Source organism: Actinoplanes sp. CA-252034 (genome assembly GCF_050956125.1).
GTDB lineage: Bacteria > Actinomycetota > Actinomycetes > Mycobacteriales > Micromonosporaceae > Actinoplanes.
In genome coordinates this window covers 2,059,302-2,083,392 of sequence record NZ_CP191846.1, presented here as the reverse complement: position 1 = coordinate 2,083,392, position 24,091 = coordinate 2,059,302, and the positions used below count along the sequence as shown (strand labels likewise).

The window sequence follows — 24,091 nt, the reverse complement described above, 5'->3', positions numbered from 1 at the left end:
GCGGCGGCCGGGCAGATGCCCGGCCGCCGTCGCGTCTCAGCCCCCGGCCATCGCCCCGACCACGAGGAACGGCTCCTCACCCCGGGCCACCCGGTCGGGCAGCGCCGCGTCCGGTGGCTCGTTGGACAGATCCTCCTCGCAGGCGAAGAAGCGGACCAGCGCCCGCCGCTTGCCGGTCCCCCGGTCGCGCATGGTGCCGACCAGCATCGGGAACCTCTCCTCCACGGCGTCGAGCACGTGCCGCTGGGTCACCTCGCCGGACACCTCGACCCGCACCTCACCGGACACGTGCGCGAGAGTGCGCAGGTGAGGCGGCAGGACGACCCGGATCACGGCAGTACCTGCGCTTCCACCGAGCAGATCGGCGGCAGGTCGCTGACCAGGGCCTTCCACGTGTCGCCGCTGTCCGCCGACCCGTACACCTGGCCCGCGCTGGTTCCGAAGTAGACGCCGCACTCGTCCAGCGTGTCCACCGCCATGGCGTCGCGCAGCACGTTGACGTAGCAGTGCTCCTGCGGCAGGCCCACGGTCAGCGGCTCCCACTGCTCGCCACCGGTCCGGCTCCGGTAGACCCGCAGCTTCCCGTCCATCACGTAGTGCAGCGTGTCACTCGTGATCGGCACGACGTAGATCGTCTCCGGCTCGTGGGCGTGCACCGCGATCGGGAAACCGAAGTCGGTCGGCAGATCGCCGCTGACCTCGCGCCAGTTGTCGCCGGCGTCGTCGGAGCGCATGACGTCCCAGTGCTTCTGCATGAAGAGCGTGTCCGGCCGGGACGGGTGCTGGGCGATCCGGTGCACGCAGTGACCCACCTCGGAGTCCGGGTCGGGGATGCCCTCACTGTTCAGGCCGCGGTTGATCGGCTGCCAGGTGACGCCGCCGTCGTCGGTACGGAACGCGCCCGCCGCCGAGATGGCCACGAAGATCCGGTCCGGGTTCACCGGGTCGAGGATGATCGTGTGCAGGCACATGCCGCCCGCCCCGGGCTGCCACTTCGGCGCCGACGCATGGGTGCGCAGACCGGTCAGCTCCACCCACTTCTGACCGCCGTCGGTGCTCTTGTAGAGGGCCGCGTCCTCGGCGCCGGCGTAGACGACGTCCAGCTCGGTACGGGACGGCTCCAGGTGCCAGATCCGCTTGAACTCCCACGGGCGCGGGGTCCCGTCGTACCAGAGATGGTCGCCGACCTCACCGGCGTAGGTGAAGTCGTGGTCGACCTGCTGCCAGGTCGCCCCGCCGTCGTCGGACCGCTGGATCAGCTGGCCGAACCAGCCGCCCGACTGCGACGCGTAGATCCGGCCGGGATCGACCGGTGATCCGTTGGCGTGGTAGATCTCCCACCCGGCGAAGTGCGGCCCGTCGACCTTCCAGTCCTGACGGGCCGCGTCCGAGGTCAGGATGAACAACCCCTTCCGGGTGCCGACCAGCAATCGAACACCGCTCATGTGCCACTCCCCTCGAGTCGTCGCCCGCGTGGTCGCTGGTCGAGCCGACGAACCACACAGGCCTCTTGACGCATCATGGTGTGCCTTGCGTCACCTCGGGGCAGTCTAGGACTGATGTTCGATCAGAAGGGGTCAACCCTGTAGTGCGCGGGCCATTTCGGCCTGTTCGGCGAGCACGTCGTTCATCCGCGCCTGTACGGCGTCCATCTTCCCGATCGTCTCGCTGGTGGTGTGGATGCCGTTGGCGACGGTCTCCGCGCTGGACTGGATCCCGGCGATCTGGTCGGCGACCTTCTGGGTGGCCTCGGCGGTCTCCCGGGCCAGCTCCTTGACCTCCCCGGCCACCACGGCGAAGCCCTTGCCGGACTCCCCGGCCCGGGCCGCCTCGATGGTGGCGTTGAGGGCGAGCAGGTTGGTCTGCTCGGCGATCGAGGAAATGATCTTGATGACGTCGCCGATCGCCGCCGACGCCTGCCCGAGCGCGGCCACCTCCGCCGTCATCGCCGACGCGCGGGTCACCGCCTGCTCGGCCACCGTCGTCGCGTCGTCGCTGGCGCTACGCAGCCGCTGCACCGTGTCCAGCAGGTCACGGGCGTTGGCGGCGGCGCGCTCCGTGCCGCGGACCACGTCGAGGCGCTGCGACACCAACTGCTGCACGTTGCGCAGCGCGGCCGCCCGCGAATCGGACAGGTCGATGTACTCGGTGGTGAAGAAGTCCATGGTGCCGACCACCCGGTCGCCGCTCATGATCGGGAAGCAGACGCCGGAGCGCACCCCGGCCCGCTGCGCCGCCGGCGCCCGCACGCAGTCGGTGACCTCCGCGAGATCCTTGACGAAGACCAGGTCGCGGGCCCGCCAGGCGCGGCCGGAGAGGCCGACGCCCTCGGCGAACTCGGCGGCCAGGGTGACCCGGCGGAACTCGTCACCGGCCGAGCCCGACTCCAGGTGGAACTTGAGCACGTTCAGGTCGGTGTCGATCTCCCAGAACGAGCCGTACGCCCAGCCGAACGCGGTCCGCACCGCGTCCAGGGCGGACCGGATCGTGGTCGCGCTGTCCGACGCCGCCCCGACCCGGGTGACCACCGTGGTGACCGCCTCCCGGTCGGTGGCCACCTGCCGCAGCTCGGCGGCGGCGACCGCGGCGGACCGGGCCTGCTCGGCGACCCGCGCGACGGCCATGAGCTTCTCTTTACGCGCCGGGTCGGCGTAGATCGGGGTCGTCGAGTAGTACTCGAGGACGGCCAGCACCTCGGTGCCCTTGACGACCGGCAGCATCATCGCGGCGACCATGCCCGCCTTGGCCGCGGCCTGCCAGCGGCGGCAGCCCGTGGCCCGCTCCGGGTCCTCGTCGAAGACCGGCGAGCGGCTCTGCAGTGCCTTGGTCACCAGCTCCGGCTCGGTCACAGCGGCCAACTGCGGCTGGAGCGGGCCGAACTCGTGCAGCCGCCGCAGCCGGTTGACGCCGTCCGGGACCCAGACCGCGCCGTACCCCATCTTGTGGAACCGGACCATGCTCTCCACGGTGATCCGCCAGGCGCTGTCCTCGTCGGTCGCGGCGTCGAGAGCCAATACCAGCTGCTCCAGTGCCTCGACGTCGCGCGGGATCGGGCGAGCCGTCTCGGGACTGGCCACACGTGAACCGAACAACCGCACGCTTCATCTCCCTCGACCGACGCTGAAGAACCGGATACCTGAGATATCGGCCCGGCCGCCGGAAGGATGAGACTCAATCCCAGGGCACCCACGACGCGTTGACCAGGGGCGTCTGCCGGGACTCCAGCTCACGCAGCAGGATCCCCTCGCGCAGCCCCCACGGACAGATGATCACCGACTCCACGCTCAGGCGGCGCATCACCTCGTAGGCGACGATCGCTCCGGCCAGGATCTGCCGGGCCCGGTGCGGCGACACCCCGGGCAGGTGTGACCGTTTCGGGCTGGGCATCGCGGCCAGCCGCTTGATCCACGGCCGGAGGGCGGTCGCCCGCAGCTCCCGCGGGACGAACGGGCCCAGCCGCAGCGGCGGGGCGCCGGCCAGCCGGGCGAGCTGCTGGAAGGTCTTGGAGGCGGCCACCGACGTGCGCGGGGCCTCCCAGGAGGTACGGGCCGCCACCTCGGCGAACTGCTCACGCACGTGCTGACGCAACCGCCGCACGGCCCGTGGCGAGGGCGGATCGCCGTCGGCCAGGAACTCCCGGGTGAGCCGGCCCGCGCCCAGCGGCAGCGACATCGCCGACTCGGGCAGCCGGTCCCGGCCGAACGCGACCTCCAGGCAGCCCCCGCCGATGTCGACCATCAGCATCGGACCGGCCTGCCAGCCCAGCCAGCGCCGCGCCGCCAGGAAGGTCAGGCGGGCGTCCTCGATGCCGGTGAGCGTGCCCAGGCGTACCCCCGTGCGCCGGTGGACCTCGGCGAGGACCGCGTCGCGGTTGGGGGCGTCCCGGACCACCGCCGTGGTGTAGGCGAACATCCGGTTCACCCCGGCCCGGTGCGACTCGGCGACTGCCTCGCCGACCGCGGCGACCATCCGATCGAGGGCCGCCGCTCCGATCGTCCCGTCGGCCGGCAGCCGGTGCGCGAGCCGCGGGCGCCGCTCCCAGGTGTGCACCGGCAGCGGCAGCCCGGAGGCGGCCTCGGCGATCACCAGGTTGACCGTGTTGGACCCGACGTCGAGCACGCCGAGCCGCGGCGAGGAGGCGCTCATGGGCGGAACCGGTATCCCATGCCGGGCTCGGTCAGCAGATGGCGCGGGCGCGCGGGGTCCGCCTCCAGCTTGCGGCGCAGCCGTGCCATGTACTGACGGAGATAGTTCGTCTCGGTCCGGTACTGCGGACCCCAGACGTCGTGCAGCAGGTCACGCTGGGAGATCAGCTTCCCCGGATGCCGTAGCAGGTGCTCCAGCAGCTGCCACTCGGTCGGGGTGAGCCGGACGTCGCCGCTGATCGTGTGCTCGGCCAGGTCGACCTCGAACGCGCCGAGCCGGACCACCGGCGCCTCCGGCTCACCCGGCTGCGAGCGGCGGGTCACCGCCCGGATCCGGGCCAGCAGCTCGTCCACCCCGAACGGCTTCGTCACGTAGTCGTCGGCGCCGGCGTCGAGCGCGGTCACCTTGTCGGTGCTGTCCGCCCGGCCGGAGAGCACGATGATCGGCACCGAGGTCCAGCCACGCAGGCCCGCGATCACGTCGGCACCCTCCATGTCCGGCAGGCCCAGGTCCAGCACCACGAGGTCGGGGTGGTGGTCGGCGGCCGCGCGCAGAGCGGCCGCGCCGTCCGGGGCGGTGTCCACCTCGTACCCCCGCGCCTTGAGGTTGATCCGCAACGCCCGGATGATCTGCGGCTCGTCGTCGACCACCAGGATGCGGACCATGCGGCTCATTTCGTCAGAGGGATGCTACTCAGCGTCTGCGGCGCGTCCGAGACCGCGCGCAGGATGGTCCGGCCCTCCGCCGGAACCTTGAAGGTCTTCGACGGCGGAACCAGCGTGTACGTCCCGGTCTCCCCGTCCGCCAGTGTCCCCGGCCCGGCCTGGATCCTCCAGAAACTGGCGATCGTCGCACCGGTCGTCACCGAGAAGTGCGGGCTCACCGGCTCGCCCGAACGGTTGGTCACCTCGACGGTCAGCTCCGGCAGGTTGCCACCCGCCACCACCGGGGTGCGCACCGCGAAGTCCAGCGGCTGCGGGGTGGCCACCGCGACCAGGAACATCGCCGCCGTCGGCACGAACAGCGCCGCGGTGACCGCCCGGAGCCTCGGCACCTCGAACCGGAAGGCGCCGGCGAAGTCGGCACGGGTCGTCGTCACCAGCGCCGCCAGCCACAGCGGCATGGTCAGCAGCCAGTAGCCGTCCTGCGAGCGCGTGGACACCATGAAGATCACCCACGGCAGCACCGCGATCGCCGGCCCGAGCGTACGCAGATGCAGGCCGAACGCCACCAGCAGCGCCACCAGCAGGGCGATCGTCGCGCGCCCGTACCAGTCCAGCGCCGCGCTCCCGCCGATGATGTAGTGCGTGATCCCCATCAGTCCCTGACCGTGCGGGACCGCGTGCTGCAACAGCGGCTCGAACACCCCGGTCAGCCACGCGTGCGGCGTCGTCACGATGAACGGCAGGCTGGACAGGAAGAACACCGCCAGCGCGGCGCCGCCGTAGCGCAGCAGCAACCAGAACGTGCGGGCCAGGCCCAGCTCGCCCAGGCGCAGCACGATCAGGCCCACCACCAGGAACAACGCCAGAAACCAGCCCAGCTGGTGGATCGAGCAGGCCGCTCCCAGCGCCACCGCGCGGACCAGACCATGACGGCCGAGCCTCCCCGCACGCCCGATCTTCGGCCAGCCCCACAGAGCCACGCACAGGAACGGAAGAGCGATCACCGAGGGGTACGCGTTGTCGGCGTACGACGTGAACGTGCCCAGCCCTAGCACACCCAGCGTCGCGATCGGCCGCAACGGCCTCGGCGCCACCGCGAACACGAACACCGCCGTCGCGAACACCGCCAGCCACGCCACCAGCACGATCCCCGTCATCGACGGGAACAGCCGCTGGAACACCGCCCCGATCTCCACCCCAGCGGCGGATAGCCGAAGTCGAACACGGTACGGCCGTCCATCAGCTGCGTCGGCAGCGCCGGATCGATCCCCGGCCACGCCGAGGTGTACGGATTGCGCCCCTTCGCCAGAGCACGCGACGCCGCCTCCATCAGGAGGCCCTCGTCGACCGTCAGCGCCTTCGCCCCCGACACCCCGGGCCACGCCGCCACCAGCTTGATCACGATCGCGGTGACCAGCACCCCGGCGTCGAGCCGGGCCAGCGTCCGGTGCCGTGACGCGCACAACGCGAGCACCGCGGCGACCAGCATCGCCAGATAGGCGCCGGTCAGCACCAGGGCCAGCCACGGGCGGCTCATCGCGTTCGCCTGCCAGAACCCCCGGGTTCCCACGACCAGGCCCATGACGGCCGCCACTGACAGCCCCCGGTGCAGCCACAGCAGCAGCTCCGCGCCGGTCACCCCGGCGCGCCGGGCCTCCTCGTCAGCCGCGTGGGCGTCGTCGGCGGTCACGGCCTGCCTCTCCCCGCCCGTCTCCAGCCTCGTCGTCGCCGCAGACCGATCGTCACCCACGAGATCCTGAACCACCGGCGCATCCTACTAGCGTCCCGTCCACCCGCCGTCCGTGTGGCCCCGCGGGACAGCCCCGGCGGTCGCGCCGCGGTCCGGCGCCGGGACCGCGTCGCGCGGTGGCCACGGGCGGGGTGGATTGCGGGTGGCGGCGGCCGACGGCGTACCGGATCAGGGTTGGTAGACGTGGAGGCCGGCCCAGAGGGCGGTGACCGCGGCGACCACGGTGAGGGGGACGGTGGCCGCGCCGAGCTTGAGGAAGTCGGAGGTGCGCGGGGCGGCGTCGCGGGCGTGCAGGATGCGGCGCCAGAGCAGGGTGGCCAGGGAGCCGGCGTAGGTGAGGTTCGGGCCCACGTTGACGCCGATGAGCACGGCCAGCAGCAGACCCGGCGAGTGGGCCACCGCGGGCAGCAGGACGAGGGTCGCCGGAAGGTTGTTGAGGACGTTCGCGAGGATCGCCGCCAGCGCGGCCGCGCCGAGCAGGCCCAGCAGGTCGGGATGGCGCGGGATCCAGGCGTCGATCCAGTCGCCGAGGCCGTTGGCCCGGACGGCCAGCACCACCACCCCGAGCGCCAGAACGAAGGCGCAGAAGGCCGGGTTCGCCTCGGTGAGCAGGGCGAACGGGCGGATCTCCCGGCGGCGAAGCAGGGGCACGGCCAGGGCCACCGCGCCGACGGCGGCGATCCAGGCCGGCTCGACGCCGAACGGCTGGAGCACCGCGAAGGCGGTGAGGGTCACGGCCAGGACGGTCAGCGCGTAACGCGGGGGCGGGCCGGGGTCGGCCGGGCTCGGGTTCGCGGGAGCGGCCAGGTCGCCGGCGAAGAAGAACTGGAAGACCAGGAACTCGACCAGGATGACGGCCAGCCAGGGGGCGGCCATCAGGGCGGCGAAACCGGCGAAGGTCAGGCCGCTGGCGGCGAAGGCCAGCAGATTCGTCAGGTTGGAGACGGGCAGCAGCAGCGAGGCCGAGTTTGCCAGGTGGTTGCAGGCGTAGGCGTGCGGACGGTGGTGGACACCGGCGCGGGCGGCGACCGCGAAGACCACCGGGGTGAGCAGGACCACCGTGGCGTCGAGGCTGAGCACGGCGGTGGTCAGGGCGGCGGCGCCGAAGACGGCGCCGAGGAGACGGCGGGGACGGCCCTTCCCGGTACGGGCGACGAGCGCCCCGATCCAGCCGAAGACGCCGTGCCGCTCCGCCGTGAACGCGAGCACCAGGATCGCCGCCAGGAACGCCACCGTCGGCGCCAGCTCCTCCACCTCGTGCAGGGCCGCCGACGGGGAGACCAGGCCGAAGCCGACGGCCAGCACGGCGGCCGGCACCGCGGCCGCGGCCTCGGGGAGTCCCCGGGGCCGGGCCACGGCGAAGGCCAGGACGGCAGCCAGCAGCGCCAGCGCGATGATCATGAGCACGCGACTAGCCTATGAGCGGGCGGCCGGGTCGGCGAGCCGGGAAGGGCCCCGTGTGACGAGGCACGCCTCGCCTCAGTCCGCGGTGTCCTCCTCGGTCTCCTGCGCCGGCAGCGGCCGCAGGCGCAGCTTGGTGATCGCCCGCCCGGTGATCTCGACGACCTCGGCGGTGTGACCGTCGATGCGGACGGTCTCCCCGGGGACGGTCGGGATGTGGCCGAGCCGGGCCAGCGCCAGACCGGCGACGGTCGTGTAGTCGCCCGCGTCGGTCTCCTCGATGTCGACGCCGATGTCGGGCAGGTCGTGGATCGGGAAGGTGCCGGGCAGCAACATCGCCCCGTCCTCCTCGTGGATCACCGACTGCACGTCCCGGTCGCTCTCGTCGTAGATCTCGCCCACGACCTCCTCGACCAGGTCCTCCATCGTCACGATGCCGTCGATGGCGCCGCGCTCGTCGACGACCAGCGCGAACTGCTGGCGCTGGCCGCGCAGCTGGCGCATCGCGTCGGACACCTTCAGCGTCTCGGGCAGGAACAGCGGCTCGAACATGTGGTCACGGGCCAGCCCGTCGGCGGTGATCAGGTCACGCAGGTGGACCACGCCGAGCACGTCGTCCAGGCCCATGGCGCCGGTGACCGGGGCCCGCGAGTGACCGCCCTTGACGAGACGGGCCAGCGCCTCGGGAGCGGGCAGGTCGGCGGGGAGGATCAGCACGTCACGGCGCGGGATGAGGATCTCCCGGAGGATCCGGTCGGCGATCTCGAAGGCGCCCGAGATGATCGTCCGCTGCTCGGCCGTGATGTCCTGCTGGGCGGCGACCATGTCGCGGATCTCCTCGGTGCTGACCTCCTCACGGCCCGCGTCGGGGTCGCCGCCGGCGAGGCGGACGACCAGGTCGGTCGACTTGCCGAGCAGCCAGATCACCGGCCGCGACAGGGTGCCCAGCACGTCGAGCGGGCGGGCCACCAGCATGGCCCAGCCCTCCGCACGCTGCATGGCGACGCGCTTGGGGGCGAGCTCGCCGACGACCAGGGTGAAGAACGTCAGGACGATGGTGACGAGGATGATCGAGACGGGCTCCGCGGCGTCGCCGAGGAAACCGAGAGGCTCGATCAGCGGCTGCGCCAACGACACCGCCGCGGCAGCCGAGGCGAGGAAACCCGCCAGGGTGATGCCGATCTGAATGGTGGCCAGGAACCGGTTGGGGTCCCGCGCCAGCTTGGCGAGGGTCCTTCCGGTGCGGGACTGCCGCTCGAGACGCTGCAACTGGCTCTCCCGCAGCGAGATGAGAGCCATCTCGCTTCCCGAGAACGCCGCGTTGAGCAGCACCAGCACCATGACAAGGACAACTTGCCAGCCGTATCCGCCCACGGCGGACATCAACTCCTTCACGAAGAGACGAAGGCTCCAGGCTACCGGTGCCCGCTGTGAGCATTCCCAGGGAGATCCCGATCCATGCTTGCCGCGAGCCGCTGATGTCCACTCGATTCCACGCTGTCCGGTAATTGACGAGAACACTTGTCGAGCCGTTCATTGACTGCTGATATGCCCGGGTGTCCAATCCGGTCCATGCCGTTGAAGCGATACGGGGTTCTGCGGGCGGCCGTTATCGACCGTCGCATCGAGACCAATGACACGACGCATTATCAGATTCATCTGCGGGCCTCCGGAGTCGATTACCGGGCGGCCGTCGACGTGCGTTCCCAGCAGAGCCCACCGGGCCTGCTCTACCTGGGGATCGACCATTTCGATCATCCGATACTGGAGAGGGTCCGCGGGCTTCCGGACGGTTTCACCGATATCGAGAGCCGGGTCGGCGGCGCGGCGATCGACTTCATCCGCGGGAATCTGTTCGACCGTGCCTCGATGCGCCCGGTGCCGACCGCGAGGCCCGGGCCGGAGAATGATCTCGGGGGTTTCCTCGATCATTTCGTCCGGCGGGCGCTCGGTGACCTGGACGCGCGGGCGTACGTCTTCGGCGAGGTCTGCGAGCCGGAGGCCAAATCGGACCGGGTCTTCGGCTTCCGGCCCGGCAACGGCATCCACGACGTGCACATGAACCAGGGCAACCGCGGGCGGTTCGCCGGTGACGACGGCGTGTGGCAGGACGGGGCGCTGCTGCTGCACTTCCCGGCCGCCGACGACTGGGTGGCGGTCTTCCTGGCCTTCCAGTCACAGGTGTGGCACACCGACGACATCACCGGGCACCCGCTGCCGGAGCTGCCCGGCGCCGGCCCGGCGCCACAGCCGTCGCCCGTCGAGCCGGACCATCTGGTACGGGTCGTCGCGGCGCAGGTGAATCCGTCCCGCCCGGAGCCGGAGGCGGTCACGCTGCTGAACGCGTCGCCCCGGGAGATCGGCCTGGACGGCTGGGCGCTGGTGGACCGGGCCGGTGGCCGGCTGCCGCTCTCCGGCGCGCTGGCGTCCGGTGCGGCGGTCCGGGTGCCGGTCGCGGCCCCGGTGCGGCTGAGCCCCGGCGGCGGGACGCTCACGCTCCTCGACGCCCGTGGGCTCAAGGTGGACGGCGTGGCGTGGACCGCCGAGCGGGGGCGGCGGGAGGGCTGGAGCGTCGTCTTCTAAACGGCCTCCGCGTCCAGGATGAAGACCGAGCCTCCGGCGGGGTGCGGCTCGTGCCGTACCTCGCCGTGGTTGGCACGGGCCAGGCTCCGGACGATGTAGAGGCCGAGTCCGGTGCCACGGACCGAGCCGGCGTCGCGTTCGGCCCGGGAGAGCCGCTCGAAGAGGTGCGGGCGGAACTCCTCCGGCACGCCGGCGCCACGGTCCTCGACGCTCAGCAGCACCCGGCCGCCGGAGGACTCGATCCGTACGCCGGTCGCGCCCCCGGCATACTTGTCCGCGTTGGAGAGCAGGTTGACCAGCACCTGCTGCAGGTGGCCGGGGTTGAAGCGCAGGGTGACGTCCGGCCCGGTCACGGGCACGCCGGTGGCGCCGGTGCTCGCCAGGGCCTGCGCGATCCCGTCGTGCAGCGAGACCTCGCCACGGACGGCGCTCAGGTTGCCGGCGTCGATGCTGACCATGCCGAGCACCTCGCGGACGATCTCGTCGAGCCGTTGCGCCTGGCGGCTGATCACGCTGATGCCCAGCTCGGCGGGGGATCCGGCCTCGACCACGCATCGTGTCGTCACCTCGTTCCGCCGCGCTCCCCCACCCCGGGGTTGATCGGCACCGTCCCGGCGGTCCTGAGGTCCGGCCGGAACACCCCTTCGAGCACGAGGTCGACCGCCCGGTCGGCGGCGGCGCGGGCGGCCCGGACGTCGTCGGTGGCCTCGGCGACGCCCTGGACCATGGTGAACAGCAGGGAGAGGTCCTCGGGGACCAGGTCGGCGCGGACGTGCCCGTGCTCACGGGCCCGGCTCAGCGGCGGGGCGAAGGCCGCGATCACCCGCTGCCGGTACCGCTCCTGCTGCCCCGGGTCGAAACGGCGGATCAGCTTGACCAGGCCACGCAGCTCGATCTGCGAGTGCAGGGTCTCGCGCAGCAGGTCACGGAAACCGGCCGGATGCCCGGAGTGGGCGGCGACCCGGGCCTCCATGATCTCCAGCTGGTAGGTGAGCACGGCGGCGGTGAGCGCCTGCCGGTCGGCGAAGTGCCGGTAGAGGGTGGCCTGCCCGATGCCGGCGCGGCGAGCGATCTCGGGCATCAGGGCGACGGCGCCCTCCTGGGCCAGCACCTCGCTCGCGGCCTCCAGGATGGCCGCCCGGTTGCGCTGGGCGTCGCGTCGACGTGCTGTCGGGGTTCCGTAGAGCACCTGACACCCCCTTGGCTACCGACGAGTTACGTTACTTGCCGGTAACGAGAATGTCACCATCTTCAAATTATCGGAACCGATACCTACGCTGCCGCCACGTTCGCTCCCTCCATCGAGGAGTGTTGATGGCGCTTCGCCGCTTGACCACCCTGATCGCCGCTTTCACGCTGGCCGCGACCACTCTGACGACCACCTCACCGGCCCACGCCGCCGTGGGTACGACCGGCTTCACGGCCGTCGAGATCACCGGTGACGGCGGGGTCGCCCTCAAGGCCAACGTCATCGCGCCGTCGGCGAGCGGGCGGCACCCGGCGGTGATCCTGCCGTCCAGCTGGGGGCTCAACGACCTGGAGTACCTCGCGCAGGCCAGGATCCTCGCCGGGCGCGGGTACGTGGTCGTGTCGTACACGCCGCGCGGCTGGTGGCTGTCCGGCGGGCAGATCGACACCGCCGGGCCGAAGGACATGGCCGACCTGACGAAGGTGGTCGACTGGACGATCGCGAACACGGCCGCCGACCCGGCCCGGATCGGGGCGGCCGGCATCTCGTACGGCGCCGGGATCAGCCTGCTCGGGGCGGCTTTCGACAGCCGGATCCGGGTGGTCGGGGTGCTCAGCGGATGGACCGACCTGGTGTACTCGCTCTACGCCGACCAGACCCGGCACCGCCAGTCGGCCGGGCTGCTGGAGCTGGCCGCGCAGATCGTCGGCAGGCCGAGCGCCGAGCTGACCGACGCGATGAGGGACTTCAACGCGAACGTGGACGTCGGCGACGTGATGGCGTGGGCGAAGGTACGCTCCGCCGCCACCTACCTCGACCGGATCAACGCGAACAATCCGGCGGTGCTGATCGCCAACGGCTGGGGTGACACGTTCTTCCCGCCGAACCAGCTCGTCGACTTCTACGGCAAGCTGACCACCCCGAAGCGTCTCGAGCTGCGCCCGGGCGACCACGCCATCGCCGAGCTGACAGGTGTCCTCGGCCTACCCAACGAGGTGTGGACGAGCCTCTACTCCTGGCTGGACGCGCACCTGGCCACCGGCGCCACCGCCGCGAACCCGATCCACCTGAAGCCGCTGAACGCCGCCGCCGAGTCGTACCCGACCTGGGCGGCGCAGGCCTCCTCGACCCGCCGGTACGGCCTCGGCCGGATCCGCGCCCTGGACGGCACCGGCCTGCTCGGCGGCGCGGTCAGCTCCGGCTGGACCAAGACGCTCCCGGCCGACAGGGACACCATCGCCAACGGCGGGATCGTGCTGATCTCCAACGGGGCCGCGGCGATCACCGGGCAGCAGCCGTCGGTCTGGCTGCCGTTCGTGGACCGGGGCCGGGCCGGTGTCTGGGCGGCCGAGCGGCCGTCGTCGGACCAGCGGATCCGCGGCAAGGCGAGCGTCCACCTGGAGCTCTCCGGCGTCGCGGCGACCGGGACCGTGGTGGCCTACCTGTACGACCTGGACCGGGTCGGCAACGCCAAGCTGGTCACGCACGCCCCGGTGACGTGGCTCAAGAAGACGGGCAGCGTCGACGTGACCTTCCCGGCGACCGCCTACGACCTGCCGGCCGGCCACTCGCTGACCCTCGTGGTGGACACCGTGGACCCGCTCTACTACGACGAGAACGATTCGGGGGATTCCATCACCATCGGTGGCGGATCCTACGTGGACGTACCCATTCAATAGCGTATCGGAAAATGGATCACCGGCCATCGCCGGTGATCCATTTCCGGTTGGGGCTCATTAGCCGGAATGGGAAACAGCCTCGAATCACGAGTGTCACTGCTGTTTCAGCGCAGGGCTTCTGGACCGCAATGATGGGCCCATAGGTTCGGGACCTGTGAGAGCGGCGACAGCGCTTCTGATCCTGATCCTCTTCTCCCTCTGCGCCGGCACGCCCGTGTCCGCCGCCCCGCCCGCCGATTTCCAGACCTCGCTCGTCGTCGGCGCCGATCTGAACGAGCCGTCCGGATTCGAGATCGCCCCGGACGGGAGGATCTTCATCCTGGAGCGGGCCGGGGTCGTCAAGGTCTTCAAGGACGGTCACCTGCTGGCCACGCCGTTCGCGGTGCTGCCGTCCGAGCCGACCGGTGACCGGGGTCTCATCGGCATCGCCTTCGACCCGGATTTCGGGGTCTCCAACCACTACGTGTACTTCTATTACACGGGTCTCGACCTGCACAATCGCCTGGTCCGCTTCGACGCCTCGGGGGACGTCGGCACCGACGGGCCGTTCGAGATCTTCAAGACCGAGTCGCTCTCCCAGCACCTGCACGTGGGCGGCAGCATCCGGTTCGGGCCGGACGGCAAGATGTACTTCGCCGTCGGCGACAACGGCTACTCCAGCAACGCGCAGATCCTCTCCAACCCGCACGGCAAGATCCTGCGGATCAACTCCGACGGCTCCATCCCCACCGACAACCCGTTCTACGGGCAGGCGGGCAAGGAGCAGGCGATCTGGGCGTACGGCTTCCGCAATCCGTGGCGGTTCCAGTTCGACAGCCTGACCGGTGAGTTGTACGGCGGTGACGTCGGCGACTACACGTGGGAGGAGGTCAACCACATCGTCAAGGGCGGCAACTACGGGTGGCCGCTCAAGGAGGGGATGTGCGCCGCGAACTGTTCGGGCTTCGTGGACCCGATCCACGTGTACGCCCATGACGGGGAGAGCGCGGCGGCCACCGGCGGGCCGGTCTACCGGGGTTCGGTCTTCCCACCCGAGTATCAGGGCAACCTGTTCTTCGCCGACTACGCGAAGGGGTTCATCCGGCGGGCGGTGCTCGACGGCGACGGCGACGTCACGTCGGTGCACGACTTCGACGCGCAGGCCGGGGCCGTGGTCGACCTCAAGGTGGGGCCGGACGGCGACCTCTACTACCTGACCTACATCCCGGGGCGGATCTACAAGGTCACCTACAGCCTGGGCAACCACACACCGACGGCGAACGCGACGTCCGACGTGGACAAGGGACTCAACCCGCTGACGGTGAGCTTCTCCAGCGCGGGCAGCAGCGACCCGGACGGCGACCCGCTGACCTACGCCTGGGACTTCGGCGACGGCACGACGAGCGACGCAGCGAATCCAGCGCACACGTATGAGCAGACCGGCGTCTACACGGCCACGCTCTCGGTCTCCGACGGCGACACCACGAACACCGCTGTACCGCTGATCATCCAGGTGGGCATCGCGCCGACGGTGACCATCGCGGTACCGGCCGACGAGTCCACCTACCGCGCCGGGGACGTCGTCACCTACAACGCGTTCGCGCAGGACGCCGCCGGGTTCGACCTCGACGACAACCGCATCCGGACGTCGGTGATCCTGCACCACCACACGCACATCCACCCGTTCGCGGGGCCGCTCACCGGCCGGGCCGGGCAGTTCACCATCCCGGACACCGGGGAGTCCTCGGCCGACACCTGGTACGAGATCCGGGTCACGGCCACCGACGGCACCGGCCTGAGCACCTCGAAGTCGATCGAGATCCGGCCGGTCACCACGACCTTCACGGTGGCGACGAGCCCGCCGGGCCTGACCGCCTACCTCGACGGGGTGCCGGTGGAGACGCCGCACGAGGTGCTCGGCGTGGAGAGCTTCAAGCGGGAGCTGTACGCCCCACCGACCGCCGTGGCGAGCGACGGCACGGTGTACGAGTTCCGTGGCTGGTCGGACGGCAAGGGCATCCGGCACACCGTCACCACCCCGGCGGCGGACACCACGTACACCGCCTCCTATGTCCCGTCGGCGCCGTTCACCGCCACCTTCTACGACAACAAGAACCTGGCCGGGGCCCCGGTGCTGACCCGCAGCGACCCGCGGATCGACTTCGTCTGGGGTGCGGCCGCACCCGGCTCGGCGGTGCCGGCGAACGATTTCTCCGCCCGGTGGACCAAGAAGCAGCACTTCGCGGCCGGGCGCTACCGGTTCACCACGGTCTCCGACGACGGTGTGCGGCTCTACGTGGACCGGCGGCTGGTGCTCGACAGGTGGCAGGGCCAGTCCGGTACGGCCTACGACTGGATCGGCGACCTGGGCGAGGGCCTCCACACGATCACGCTGGAGTACTTCGACGAGGGCGGCGACGCGATGGCCAAACTGGACTGGGCCGCGGCGATCGACCAACCGGGCACCGACTGGAAGGCCGAGTACTGGAACACCCCGGGCGCCGGCTCCGCCCCGACCGTGCCGTCCACCGCGCCCACGCTGACCCGGGCCGAGCCGAACGTCGACAACGACTGGGCGCTCGGCTCCCCGGACCCGGCGATCAGCCCGGACCACTTCGTCGCCCGGTACACCCGCACGCTCAGCCTCGCCCCGGGTGACTACGAGTTCGTCGCCACGGCCGACGACGGCGTCCGGGTCACCGTGGACGGTCAGCGGATCATCGACGCCTGGGCCGACTCCGGTGCCACCGCGCACACCCGGACCACGCTGCTCGGCGGCGGGCCGCACACGGTGGTGATGGAGTACTACGAGAACGGCGGCGACGCGGTCGCGAGACTCGCCTTCCGGCAGACCACCGAGGCGCCCGATCCACCGGACTGGACGGCCGAGTACTTCACCGGCATGGACCTGGCCGGTGAGCCCGTACTGACGCGGCCGGACAGCACGATCGGCTTCGACTGGGGTGGCGGTTCGCCCGCCGCGGGGCTGCCCGCCGACGGTTTCTCGGCCCGCTGGACACGAACCGACACCCTGCCGGCCGGCATCTACCGGTTCTCCGGTCAGAGCGACGACGGCATCCGGGTCTGGCTGGACGGTGTCCCGATCGTCGACAAGTGGGTCAACCAGAACGACACGTTCAGCACCGATCGTCTGCTCTTCGACGGCCCCCACCAGATCCGGGTCGAGTACTTCGAGAACGGCGGCGGCGCCATCGCCCGGTTCGGCTACGAACGGGTCGGTGACGTCGGGCCGGTCGACACCTGGGCCGCCGAGTACTTCGGCAACCGCGAGCTGTCCGGGACGCCGGTGCTGACCAGGTCCGACGACGCGGTCGCGTTCGACTGGGGCGACGGCAGCCCCGGCCCGGCCCTCCCGGCCGACGGGTTCTCGGCCCGCTGGACCCGGACCGCCGCCTGGGAGCCCGGCACGTACCGGTTCGCGGCGACCGGTGACGACGGGATCCGGGTGCTGCTCGACGGCGTCACCGTCGTCGACGGCTGGTCCGACCACGGCCCCACCACCTTCACCGCCGACATCGAGGTCGCGGGCGGTGAGCACACCGTCGTCGTCGAGTACTACGAGGCGGGCGGCGGAGCGGTAGCACGATTCACGTCCCAGAGGGAGATCCCGTAATGGTGGAGGTAATCCCAGTCCGGCTGAAGGCTTCGCCGGCGGTCACCGTCGTCGTGCCCACCCGCAACGAGGCGGACAACGTACGGCCCCTGGTCGAGCAGTTGCGTGACGCGCTCGGCGCCACCCCCAGCGAGATCGTCTTCGTCGACGACAGCGACGACCACACCCCGGAGGTCATCACCGCTCTGTCCGCCTCGGATCCGGACGGCGTACGTCTGCTGCATCGGCCGCGAGGCGAACGGACCGGAGGTCTCGGGGGTGCGGTGACCGCCGGATTGGCCGCGGCGCTGGCGCCGTGGGTCGTGGTGATGGACGGTGACCTGCAGCATCCGCCGGCGACGGTGCCCGAGTTGCTGGCGGCCGGGCAGGTCGACCAGGCCGACGCGGTGGTGGCCAGCCGCTACCGCACCCGCGGGCGGGTCACCGGTCTCGGCGGCGCCTTCCGGCGCGTCGTCTCACGCGCCTCCGGCACGCTCGCCCGGATCTTCTTCCCGGTCCGGCTGCGGTCGGTCACCGATCCGATGAGCGGTTTCTTCGCGGTACGACGGGACGCGCTCGACACCACGGCGCTGCGGCCGAACGGGTACAAGATCCTGCTGGAGGTCGTGGTCCGCGGGCGGATGCGGCAGATCACCGAGGTGCCGTACACCTTCCAGCCGCGTCAGGCCGGTGAGAGCAAGGCGTCGTTCCGCGAGGGTCTGCGCTACCTGCGTCACCTCACGCTGCTGCGGCTCGGGGCGTCCCGGCATCCCGCCTCGCCGCTGGGCCGGCTGGCCGGGTTCGCACTGGCCGGGGCGGCCGGCACAGCGGTCAACTCGGCGGCGTTGTGGGCGCTGGGCGAGGGCGCCGGGCTGCCGTACCTGCTCGCCGCGTTCCTGGCCGTGCAGGTGGCGATCGTGTGGAACTTCGCGGTCATCGACAACCTCGTGATGCCGCCCGGTGAGCATGCCCGGCGCCGCCGGTTCGGCCGGTTCCTGCTGCTCAACAACACGCTCACCCCGGTCCATCTCGGCCTGCTGTACGGGCTGGTGCAACTGGCCGGACTGCACTACCTCGAAGCGAACGTGCTGGCCGTCGTCGTGGTGTTCGCGCTGCGTTACGCGGTGACCAGCAGCTGGGTGTACGGCGCTCCGGCCGGCGCGGGCGGACTGGTGGTGGCGGTGCGCCGGGCCGTCGTCACCCGGCTCCTGCTGGCCGTGGCGCTGACCGCGGTGGCGTTCCCGGCGCTCGCCGCGGACGTCTGGGACGGGCTGTTCAGCCGCGGTTCCGGGGTGCCGCTGCTGATCCCGGCCGCCGCCGCGGCCGCCCTGGCCGCGAGCCGGATCCGGCCGTCGAGCGCCGAGCCGGACGTGCACGACAGGCAGGTGGACGGGCTGCTGGCCACGGTGTTCCTGACCGCCGGCACGACGCTGCTGCTGCTCCTGCGCACCGACGGCCGGCTGGTTCCGGCGGCGCTGTCGTTCCTGGCCGGCGCGGCGATCCTGCTGGTCGGCACACGCACCGTGGCCCGGCTGCGCTGGGCGCTGCTGCTGCCGCTGCTCGCGGTGGCCGGGGTCGCGCCGGCCGTCCGTGAGCCGGTCGACGCCGGCATCCGGGCCGTGGTCACCCTGTTGGGCCGTCCCGCCGGGCCGACCAGCAGCGGAGGCGGTCTGGTCACCGCACATCAGGGCACCGAACTGGTGCTGCCCGCGCAACAACTGCCCGGTCTCGCCCTGGCCGGTGCTGTCGCGTGCCTGCTGATCAGCGCGCTCGTCCTGTTCGGACCGACCGTGCGGGCACTGGCGCGGGGTGCGGTGGCGTCCCTGACGCTGGCCGCGGTGACCGTCGGCGCGGTCCTGGCCGTGCTGCTGACCGGCCGGCTGTTCGGGACGGCGGCGTTCGACGTGGCGCGGCTGCCGGTCTTCACCGATGCGGTGCTGGCCCTGACCGTGGCCGTCTTCGTGACCCGCTGGTCCCCGGCGCCCGCCCCGGTCACCGCCGTCCGGCAGTACCTGCCACGGGGCCGGTTCGCGCTGGCCGCACTGGTGGCGATGGCCGTGGTCCTGCTGGGGGTCGCCCGATGAGCCCCGGATTCTCGGCCCGGGTCGTGCTGTCCCGGACGCAGCGGGCCGGCCTGGTCGTGGCACTGGTCCTGATCGCGGTGTGGGCGGTGCTGCGGCCGATGCTCGTGCTGCAGACCGTGGTGGCGATCGTGACCGTGGCGTACGGCGCCGCGATCGTCTTCCGGGTGGTGCTGGTGTGGGCGTCGACCCGCGGCGAGCACCTGATCCGGGTCAGCGACGAGGAGGCCCGTGCCGTCCCCGATCACGAGCTGCCGGTCTACACCGTCCTGGTGCCCGCCTACCGGGAGCCGTCGGTGATCGGCCTGCTCATGTCGCACCTGGGCGCGCTGGAGTACCCGGCCGACAAACTGGAGATCATCCTGCTGCTGGAGGAGGACGACCAGGAGACCATCGAGGCCGCGGCAGCCGTGGCGACCGCCGATCACGTGCGGATCCTGGTGGTTCCCGAGTCGCAGCCCAAGACGAAGCCGAAGGCCTGCAACGTCGGCCTCGAACAGGCCACCGGCGAGTTCGTGACCATCTACGACGCCGAGGACATCCCCGACCCGCTGCAACTGCGCCGGGCGGTGGTGGCGCTGCGCCGGCTCGGGCCGTCCTATGTGTGCCTGCAGGCCGAGCTCGGCTACTTCAACATCGACCAGAACCGGATCACCAAGTGGTTCGCACTGGAGTACGCCACCTGGTTCCGGTCGCTGCTGCCCGGTCTCGTGGCGCTGCGGATGCCGATCCCGCTGGGCGGCACCAGCAACCACTTCCGGGCGCGCGAGCTGCGCGAGCTGGGGGCGTGGGATCCGTACAACGTGACCGAGGACGCCGACCTCGGCATCCGGCTGGCCCGCTCCGGATACCGGGTCGGTGTGCTGGACTCGGTGACGCTGGAGGAGGCGAACTCCGACTTCATCAACTGGATCAAGCAGCGCAGCCGCTGGTACAAGGGCTATCTGATGACCTGGCTGGTGCATCTGCGGTCGCCGCGGGCGACGGCCCGGCAGCTGGGCTGGCGCGGGATCCTCTGCCTCAACCTGTTCGTCGGCGGCACCCCGCTGGCCGCTCTGCTCAACGCCGTCCTGTGGGCGACCACGATCCTGTGGTTCCTGGACCGGCCGGCGGTCATGGAGGAGATCTTCGTGCCGCCCTTCTACTACCTGGGCGTCATCTGCCTGGTCTTCGGGAACGCCACGGTGATCTATCTGAACGTGCTGTCGGCCCGCACCATGGACCGGCCCGACCTGCTCGGCACCGCCCTGCTGTCACCCGGCTACTGGGCCATGATGAGCCTCGCCGGGGCCAAGGCCGCCTGGCAGCTGGTCTTCAAACCGTCCTATTGGGAGAAGACTACGCACGGGCTGCACCTCACCAAGGAGACCGCCGATGTCGGTTGACGTGCTCACCCGTACCCCCGCTGCCCTGAAGAAGCCTTTTGTCTTCTACGCCGTCGTCTATCTGGCCATGGCACTGTGGTTCTGGCACAGCGACCTGGTGCCCGGCGACTCGGCGAGCCGGGCCGCCAACGCCTGGTACACGCTGTTCAGCCGGGATCCGCACCTGGCCGCCATCGGCTTCGTCTGGAACCCGCTGCCGTCGCTGATCCTGCTGCCGTTCCTGCCGCTCGGCCTGGTCTTCCCGGCGCTCACCCAGCAGGGGCTGCTCGTGGTGCTGGTCTCCGCGGCGCTGATGACGGCGACCGTGGCGGTGCTCCACGACGTGCTGCGCCGCTCCGACGTGCCACGGGTCGCCCGGCTCGTGCTGACCGGCGCGTTCGCGCTGCACCCGATGATCGTCATCTACTCCGGCAACGGGATGAGCGAGGCCGGTTTCCTGCTCTGCCTGATGCTCGCGGTGCGGGCGCTGGTCATCTGGCTCGCCGACGGCCGCGCCGAACAGCTCGTGCCGGTCGGCCTCGCCATCGGGCTCGCCTACGGCGCGAGATACGAGGCGCTCGCCCCGGTTGCCGCGGTCCCGGTTCTCGTCTTCCTGACAACCTTCCGGCGTACGACCGGAGACCGCCCCCGCAGGCTGGCCCTGGCCCGCACCGACGCGGTCATCGCCGGCCTGCCCGGTGTGCTCGCGGTGGTCCTCTGGGCGCTGGCCGGCAAGCTGATCGTCGGCCAGTGGTTCGCCACGTTCTCCTCCGAGTACGGCAACTCCGCCCAGGTGTCCGCGAACGCCACCGGCATCGGCTCGGTGACCGGCGACGACCTGGCCGGCCGGATCGGCTACGGGCTGCAGCAGATGCTCGGCCTGGCCCCGCTGTTCGTGCTGGTGCTCGTCGCCGCACTGACCGCCGCGTGGCGACGGCGCGACCCGCGGGTGCTGGCCGCGTTCACGGTCCTCGGATCGGTGCTGGCGTTCGACGCGCTGGCGTTCCTGTCCGGGACGTCGTTCGGCTGGCTGCGCTTCCACATCACGGTCGTCCCGCTGACCGTCCTGCTGGCCGGGCATCTGATCGCGACCCGTCCCCGCCGGGCGGTGGTGACCGCGGCGCTGGCCGCCGTGCTGATCGCCATCCCGTCGACGGTCGTCACCCTCGGGCGGCCGACCCTGGCCCGCGAGGAGTCCGAGTGGCTCACCACGGAGGGCGCGGCGCGCACCCGAAGCCTCACCCTGGTCAACCGGCAGGTGGCCGCCGACCTGGACGCCATGGAGCTGCCCGAGGGCGCGGTCCTCACCGACGCGGCCTACGCCTTCGGCATCGTCCTGGCCAGCGACCGTCCACGACAGTTCGTCATCACCCCGGACCGGGACTTCGCGGCGGCCGTCGCCGACCCGGCCGGTCACGGCGTCCGCTACCTGCTGCTCTCCGCCCGGGGCGCCGCGGACGCGGTCCGCCTGCGTGCCACCCGAGACCCGGGTCCCGGTTTTGCTCCGGCCCTGAGCTGGTACGACACCCAGGGTGGTCTGCAGTGGACTCTGGTGCCGGTCCGGTGACCGTCTCCCTCCCGTGACCGTCTCCCTCCCTTGACCCCCGCTCGGCCTGGGCCGGGGGGCCTCCGTCCCCGGGCCGGCGGCCGTCTCTCATCCCAGTTCGGTGATGAGTCGCCGGTAGGTGGCGTACGCCGGCTTCGGCCGGTAGTCGGAGGTCATCAGGCCGAACTGGAACATCGGGTCGTCGACGGCGCTGTCCGCGTCCCGGAGCGCGAAGTGCTCGTAGGTGTCGATGTTCAGCTCACCGGCGGACGCGTCGACGGCCCGTACCACCGTCTCCAGCACCTCGGCCTGGCGCTCGGCGGTCCGGCCGGCGCCGGTCGGCCACCCGTGCTCGGTGACGTGCAGCGGCACCGACGCGGGGATGCCGCCCGCGCCCAGGCTCTCGTGCCGGTGGTGCCGCAGCACCCCGGCGACCGTCCCGGCGAGATCCTCCGCCGGGACGGGCCGGAAGACGTCCGGGAAGAAGTCGAGCCCCACGTAGTCGAGCGCGCCCCGGAAGTCGTCGCCACCGGCCCGTCCGAGCCCGGTCCAGAACGCCTGACCCGGGTCGAAGGCGAGCGTCGTGTTGCAGCCCACCAGGACGTCCACGCCGAGCCGGGCCACCTCGTCCCGTGCGGCGAGCGTCCCCTCGATCAGAGCCCGCCGCACCGCCGGGAACTCACCGTCACCACCCGGCCCCGCGTTGTCCGGCTCCTCGGTGATCTGCACCTTGGCCAGGACCGCCGCGTGCAGCCGGATCTGCCCGCGCACGAAGCGGAGCCAGCCGGTGAGATCGTCACCCGGCTCGCGGAAGCACAGCACCAGGTCGAGGCGCCGGCGGCCGGTCGCGTATCGCGCGGGCCCGGGTGGCGCCTGCAGGATGCCGGGCGCGGCGTCGCTGTAGTGCAGATAGCCCCGCACCAAAAACGGCCGGTCGCCGTGCAGAGCGTCGAGGGCGGCCGCGATGCGATGCGGGTCCTCTGCGGGGCCGGGGGTGATCGAGCCGTCGGCGGTCCCGCCGAGGCCGCCCGGATAGACACCGAAGTCGAGTGGCATGCGCCGACCGTAGCCGAATTTTGGTGTCACTCCAAGTTTTCAGTGACGCTAAGATTCCGGACGTGGGTCTACGTGACGAGAAGAAGCAGGCGACACGGACCGCGATCGCCGACGCCGCACTGGCGCTGTTCCTGGAGAAGGGGTTCGACCGGGTCACGGTCGCCGAAGTGGCCCGCGCCGCCACCGTCTCGGTCAATACGGTCTTCAACTACTTCCCCACCAAGGAGGACCTGTTCTTCGACCGGCAGGACGAGGTGGTCCAGCGACTGGCGCGAGCCGTGCGCGGGCGAACCGACGGCGAGACGGCCGCCACGGCCGTGCACCGGGCGTTCCTCCAGCGGCTCGACCACGACGACCCGACGCTCGGCCTGCAGCCCGGGGCGGAGCGTTTCTGGCGGGTCGTCGACGAGAGCCCCGCACTGATGGCCCGCGCTCGGCTCCTCCGCGAACTGACCGAGACCGCCCTGGCCGACGCCCTGGCCGACGCCCCGCCGCCCGATGACCACATGGCCGCCGCCCCGCCGTCTGACACCCTGCCGCCCGACGCACTGCCGTCCGGCGACCGCATGGCCGCCGGCCCGCCGTCCGACACGCTGCCGCCCGGCGACCGCATGGCCGCCGCCCTCATCGCGGCCGCCGACCATGCCTTGCACGCCGAGATCCGGGAGCGCGTCGCCGGGGGTGAGTCTCCCGCGGGCATCCGCTCCGCCGTCCGCGCCCTCGCCGGTCGCGCATTCGCCGCTCTCGACGTCCTCGGCTGACGTTCACCCCTTTACACCCGAATCGCCCCACCACCCGGATGGTGTCGGAACTCCGACACCACGCCTGCGCGCGCCACTCGGACGATGGCCCCGGCGCTGGTCACAGTGGATAGTCGTACCGGTGCTGAGAGTTACTGTAATCGATCTTTGCTAGCCTCCACCGGCTACTGTCGACCCAGCATCTGACCTGCGTAAACATATCTTGAAGACGGGGTAAAGACATGGCCGCGGAGGGAGAGGTCGTCGGGGGACGTTATCGGCTCGTCCGCCCGCTCGCC

General features: G+C 71.3%; 19 protein-coding genes. 7 read left to right on the top strand and 12 right to left on the bottom strand.

The features are described 5' to 3' along the window. Positions 1 to 36: 36 nt before the first annotated feature. The 9 genes from ACQPZW_RS09575 to ACQPZW_RS09535 all read right to left on the bottom strand — a co-directional run bounded on the left by ACQPZW_RS09575 (position 37) and on the right by ACQPZW_RS09535 (position 9,345). On the bottom strand, positions 37 to 333 hold the full coding sequence (locus ACQPZW_RS09575; protein WP_433794461.1) for a MoaD/ThiS family protein: 297 nt from the start codon (positions 331 to 333) through the stop codon (positions 37 to 39). Then, positions 330 to 1,445 (bottom strand): WD40/YVTN/BNR-like repeat-containing protein, encoded by a 1,116-nt coding sequence (locus tag ACQPZW_RS09570; protein ID WP_433794460.1) that lies wholly within the window; start codon positions 1,443 to 1,445, stop codon positions 330 to 332. Before ACQPZW_RS09570 ends, ACQPZW_RS09575 begins: the two co-directional genes overlap by 4 nt. Positions 1,446 to 1,577: 132 nt before the next feature. Continuing rightward, complete coding sequence (locus ACQPZW_RS09565; protein ID WP_433794459.1) at positions 1,578 to 3,077, bottom strand: methyl-accepting chemotaxis protein; 1,500 nt, start codon at positions 3,075 to 3,077, stop codon at positions 1,578 to 1,580. A 94-nt stretch (positions 3,078 to 3,171) separates the two neighbouring features. Beyond that, entirely contained in the window at positions 3,172 to 4,146 is a 975-nt protein-coding gene (locus tag ACQPZW_RS09560; protein ID WP_433794458.1) for a Ppx/GppA family phosphatase, read from the bottom strand. Then, entirely contained in the window at positions 4,143 to 4,811 is a 669-nt protein-coding gene (locus ACQPZW_RS09555) for a response regulator (RefSeq protein ID WP_433797493.1), read from the bottom strand. Before ACQPZW_RS09555 ends, ACQPZW_RS09560 begins: the two co-directional genes overlap by 4 nt. 5 nt (positions 4,812 to 4,816) lie before the next feature. Then, positions 4,817 to 6,007 carry a hypothetical protein gene (locus ACQPZW_RS09550; protein WP_433794457.1) on the bottom strand — a complete coding sequence of 397 codons (1,191 nt, stop codon included), beginning with the start codon at positions 6,005 to 6,007 and terminating at the stop codon, positions 4,817 to 4,819. Continuing rightward, positions 5,965 to 6,576 (bottom strand): hypothetical protein, encoded by a 612-nt coding sequence (locus ACQPZW_RS09545; protein ID WP_433794456.1) that lies wholly within the window; start codon positions 6,574 to 6,576, stop codon positions 5,965 to 5,967. Before ACQPZW_RS09545 ends, ACQPZW_RS09550 begins: the two co-directional genes overlap by 43 nt. Before the next feature lie 153 nt (positions 6,577 to 6,729). Next, complete coding sequence (locus ACQPZW_RS09540) at positions 6,730 to 7,968, bottom strand: SLC13 family permease (RefSeq protein WP_433794455.1); 1,239 nt, start codon at positions 7,966 to 7,968, stop codon at positions 6,730 to 6,732. Positions 7,969 to 8,040: 72 nt separating this feature from the next. After that, positions 8,041 to 9,345 (bottom strand): hemolysin family protein, encoded by a 1,305-nt coding sequence (locus ACQPZW_RS09535; protein WP_433797492.1) that lies wholly within the window; start codon positions 9,343 to 9,345, stop codon positions 8,041 to 8,043. A 189-nt stretch (positions 9,346 to 9,534) separates the two neighbouring features. Here ACQPZW_RS09535 and ACQPZW_RS09530 point away from each other — a divergent pair, with 189 nt between their 5' ends. Beyond that, a complete protein-coding gene (locus ACQPZW_RS09530; protein ID WP_433794454.1) occupies positions 9,535 to 10,545 on the top strand; it encodes a DUF2278 family protein in 1,011 nt (336 codons plus the stop codon). Here the strand turns inward: ACQPZW_RS09530 and ACQPZW_RS09525 are convergent. Next, complete coding sequence (locus tag ACQPZW_RS09525; RefSeq protein ID WP_433794453.1) at positions 10,542 to 11,111, bottom strand: sensor histidine kinase; 570 nt, start codon at positions 11,109 to 11,111, stop codon at positions 10,542 to 10,544. The two genes, ACQPZW_RS09530 and ACQPZW_RS09525, sit on opposite strands and share 4 nt — an antisense overlap. Beyond that, positions 11,108 to 11,734, bottom strand: a complete 627-nt coding sequence (locus ACQPZW_RS09520; protein ID WP_433794452.1) for a TetR/AcrR family transcriptional regulator — start codon at positions 11,732 to 11,734, stop codon at positions 11,108 to 11,110. Before ACQPZW_RS09520 ends, ACQPZW_RS09525 begins: the two co-directional genes overlap by 4 nt. Before the next feature lie 125 nt (positions 11,735 to 11,859). Here ACQPZW_RS09520 and ACQPZW_RS09515 point away from each other — a divergent pair, with 125 nt between their 5' ends. The 5 genes from ACQPZW_RS09515 (at position 11,860) to ACQPZW_RS09495 (ending at position 22,017) form a co-directional block, all read left to right on the top strand. Then, on the top strand, positions 11,860 to 13,413 hold the full coding sequence (locus ACQPZW_RS09515) for a CocE/NonD family hydrolase (RefSeq protein WP_433794451.1): 1,554 nt from the start codon (positions 11,860 to 11,862) through the stop codon (positions 13,411 to 13,413). 154 nt (positions 13,414 to 13,567) lie between these two features. Next, positions 13,568 to 17,026, top strand: coding sequence for a PA14 domain-containing protein (locus ACQPZW_RS09510; RefSeq protein ID WP_433794450.1), 3,459 nt, complete (start codon positions 13,568 to 13,570; stop codon positions 17,024 to 17,026). Further along, complete coding sequence (locus ACQPZW_RS09505) at positions 17,026 to 19,089, top strand: polyprenol monophosphomannose synthase (protein ID WP_433794449.1); 2,064 nt, start codon at positions 17,026 to 17,028, stop codon at positions 19,087 to 19,089. The genes ACQPZW_RS09510 and ACQPZW_RS09505 overlap by 1 nt, the downstream gene beginning before the upstream one ends. Next, positions 19,086 to 20,471, top strand: a complete 1,386-nt coding sequence (locus tag ACQPZW_RS09500) for a glycosyltransferase (protein ID WP_433794448.1) — start codon at positions 19,086 to 19,088, stop codon at positions 20,469 to 20,471. The genes ACQPZW_RS09505 and ACQPZW_RS09500 overlap by 4 nt, the downstream gene beginning before the upstream one ends. Further along, complete coding sequence (locus ACQPZW_RS09495) at positions 20,461 to 22,017, top strand: hypothetical protein (protein ID WP_433794447.1); 1,557 nt, start codon at positions 20,461 to 20,463, stop codon at positions 22,015 to 22,017. The genes ACQPZW_RS09500 and ACQPZW_RS09495 overlap by 11 nt, the downstream gene beginning before the upstream one ends. A gap of 87 nt (positions 22,018 to 22,104) precedes the next feature. Here ACQPZW_RS09495 and ACQPZW_RS09490 read toward each other — a convergent pair whose 3' ends face one another. Next, the gene (locus ACQPZW_RS09490) at positions 22,105 to 23,052 is read right to left on the bottom strand and encodes a hypothetical protein (RefSeq protein ID WP_433794446.1); all 948 of its coding nucleotides are present in this window, start codon (positions 23,050 to 23,052) and stop codon (positions 22,105 to 22,107) included. 62 nt (positions 23,053 to 23,114) lie between these two features. Here ACQPZW_RS09490 and ACQPZW_RS09485 point away from each other — a divergent pair, with 62 nt between their 5' ends. Beyond that, positions 23,115 to 23,813, top strand: a complete 699-nt coding sequence (locus ACQPZW_RS09485; protein ID WP_433794445.1) for a TetR/AcrR family transcriptional regulator — start codon at positions 23,115 to 23,117, stop codon at positions 23,811 to 23,813. The last annotated feature ends 278 nt before the right edge of the window (positions 23,814 to 24,091 follow it).

Coding starts and splice junctions, on each gene's coding strand:
- ACQPZW_RS09570 (WP_433794460.1), bottom strand. CDS start 1,445: ATGAGCGGTGTTCGATTGCTGGTCGGCACCCGGAAGGGGTTGTTCATC.
- ACQPZW_RS09560 (WP_433794458.1), bottom strand. CDS start 4,146: ATGAGCGCCTCCTCGCCGCGGCTCGGCGTGCTCGACGTCGGGTCCAAC.
- ACQPZW_RS09555 (WP_433797493.1), bottom strand. CDS start 4,811: ATGGTCCGCATCCTGGTGGTCGACGACGAGCCGCAGATCATCCGGGCG.
- ACQPZW_RS09535 (WP_433797492.1), bottom strand. CDS start 9,345: ATGTCCGCCGTGGGCGGATACGGCTGGCAAGTTGTCCTTGTCATGGTG.
- ACQPZW_RS09530 (WP_433794454.1), top strand. CDS start 9,535: ATGCCGTTGAAGCGATACGGGGTTCTGCGGGCGGCCGTTATCGACCGT.
- ACQPZW_RS09515 (WP_433794451.1), top strand. CDS start 11,860: ATGGCGCTTCGCCGCTTGACCACCCTGATCGCCGCTTTCACGCTGGCC.
- ACQPZW_RS09505 (WP_433794449.1), top strand. CDS start 17,026: ATGGTGGAGGTAATCCCAGTCCGGCTGAAGGCTTCGCCGGCGGTCACC.
- ACQPZW_RS09500 (WP_433794448.1), top strand. CDS start 19,086: ATGAGCCCCGGATTCTCGGCCCGGGTCGTGCTGTCCCGGACGCAGCGG.
- ACQPZW_RS09495 (WP_433794447.1), top strand. CDS start 20,461: ATGTCGGTTGACGTGCTCACCCGTACCCCCGCTGCCCTGAAGAAGCCT.
- ACQPZW_RS09490 (WP_433794446.1), bottom strand. CDS start 23,052: ATGCCACTCGACTTCGGTGTCTATCCGGGCGGCCTCGGCGGGACCGCC.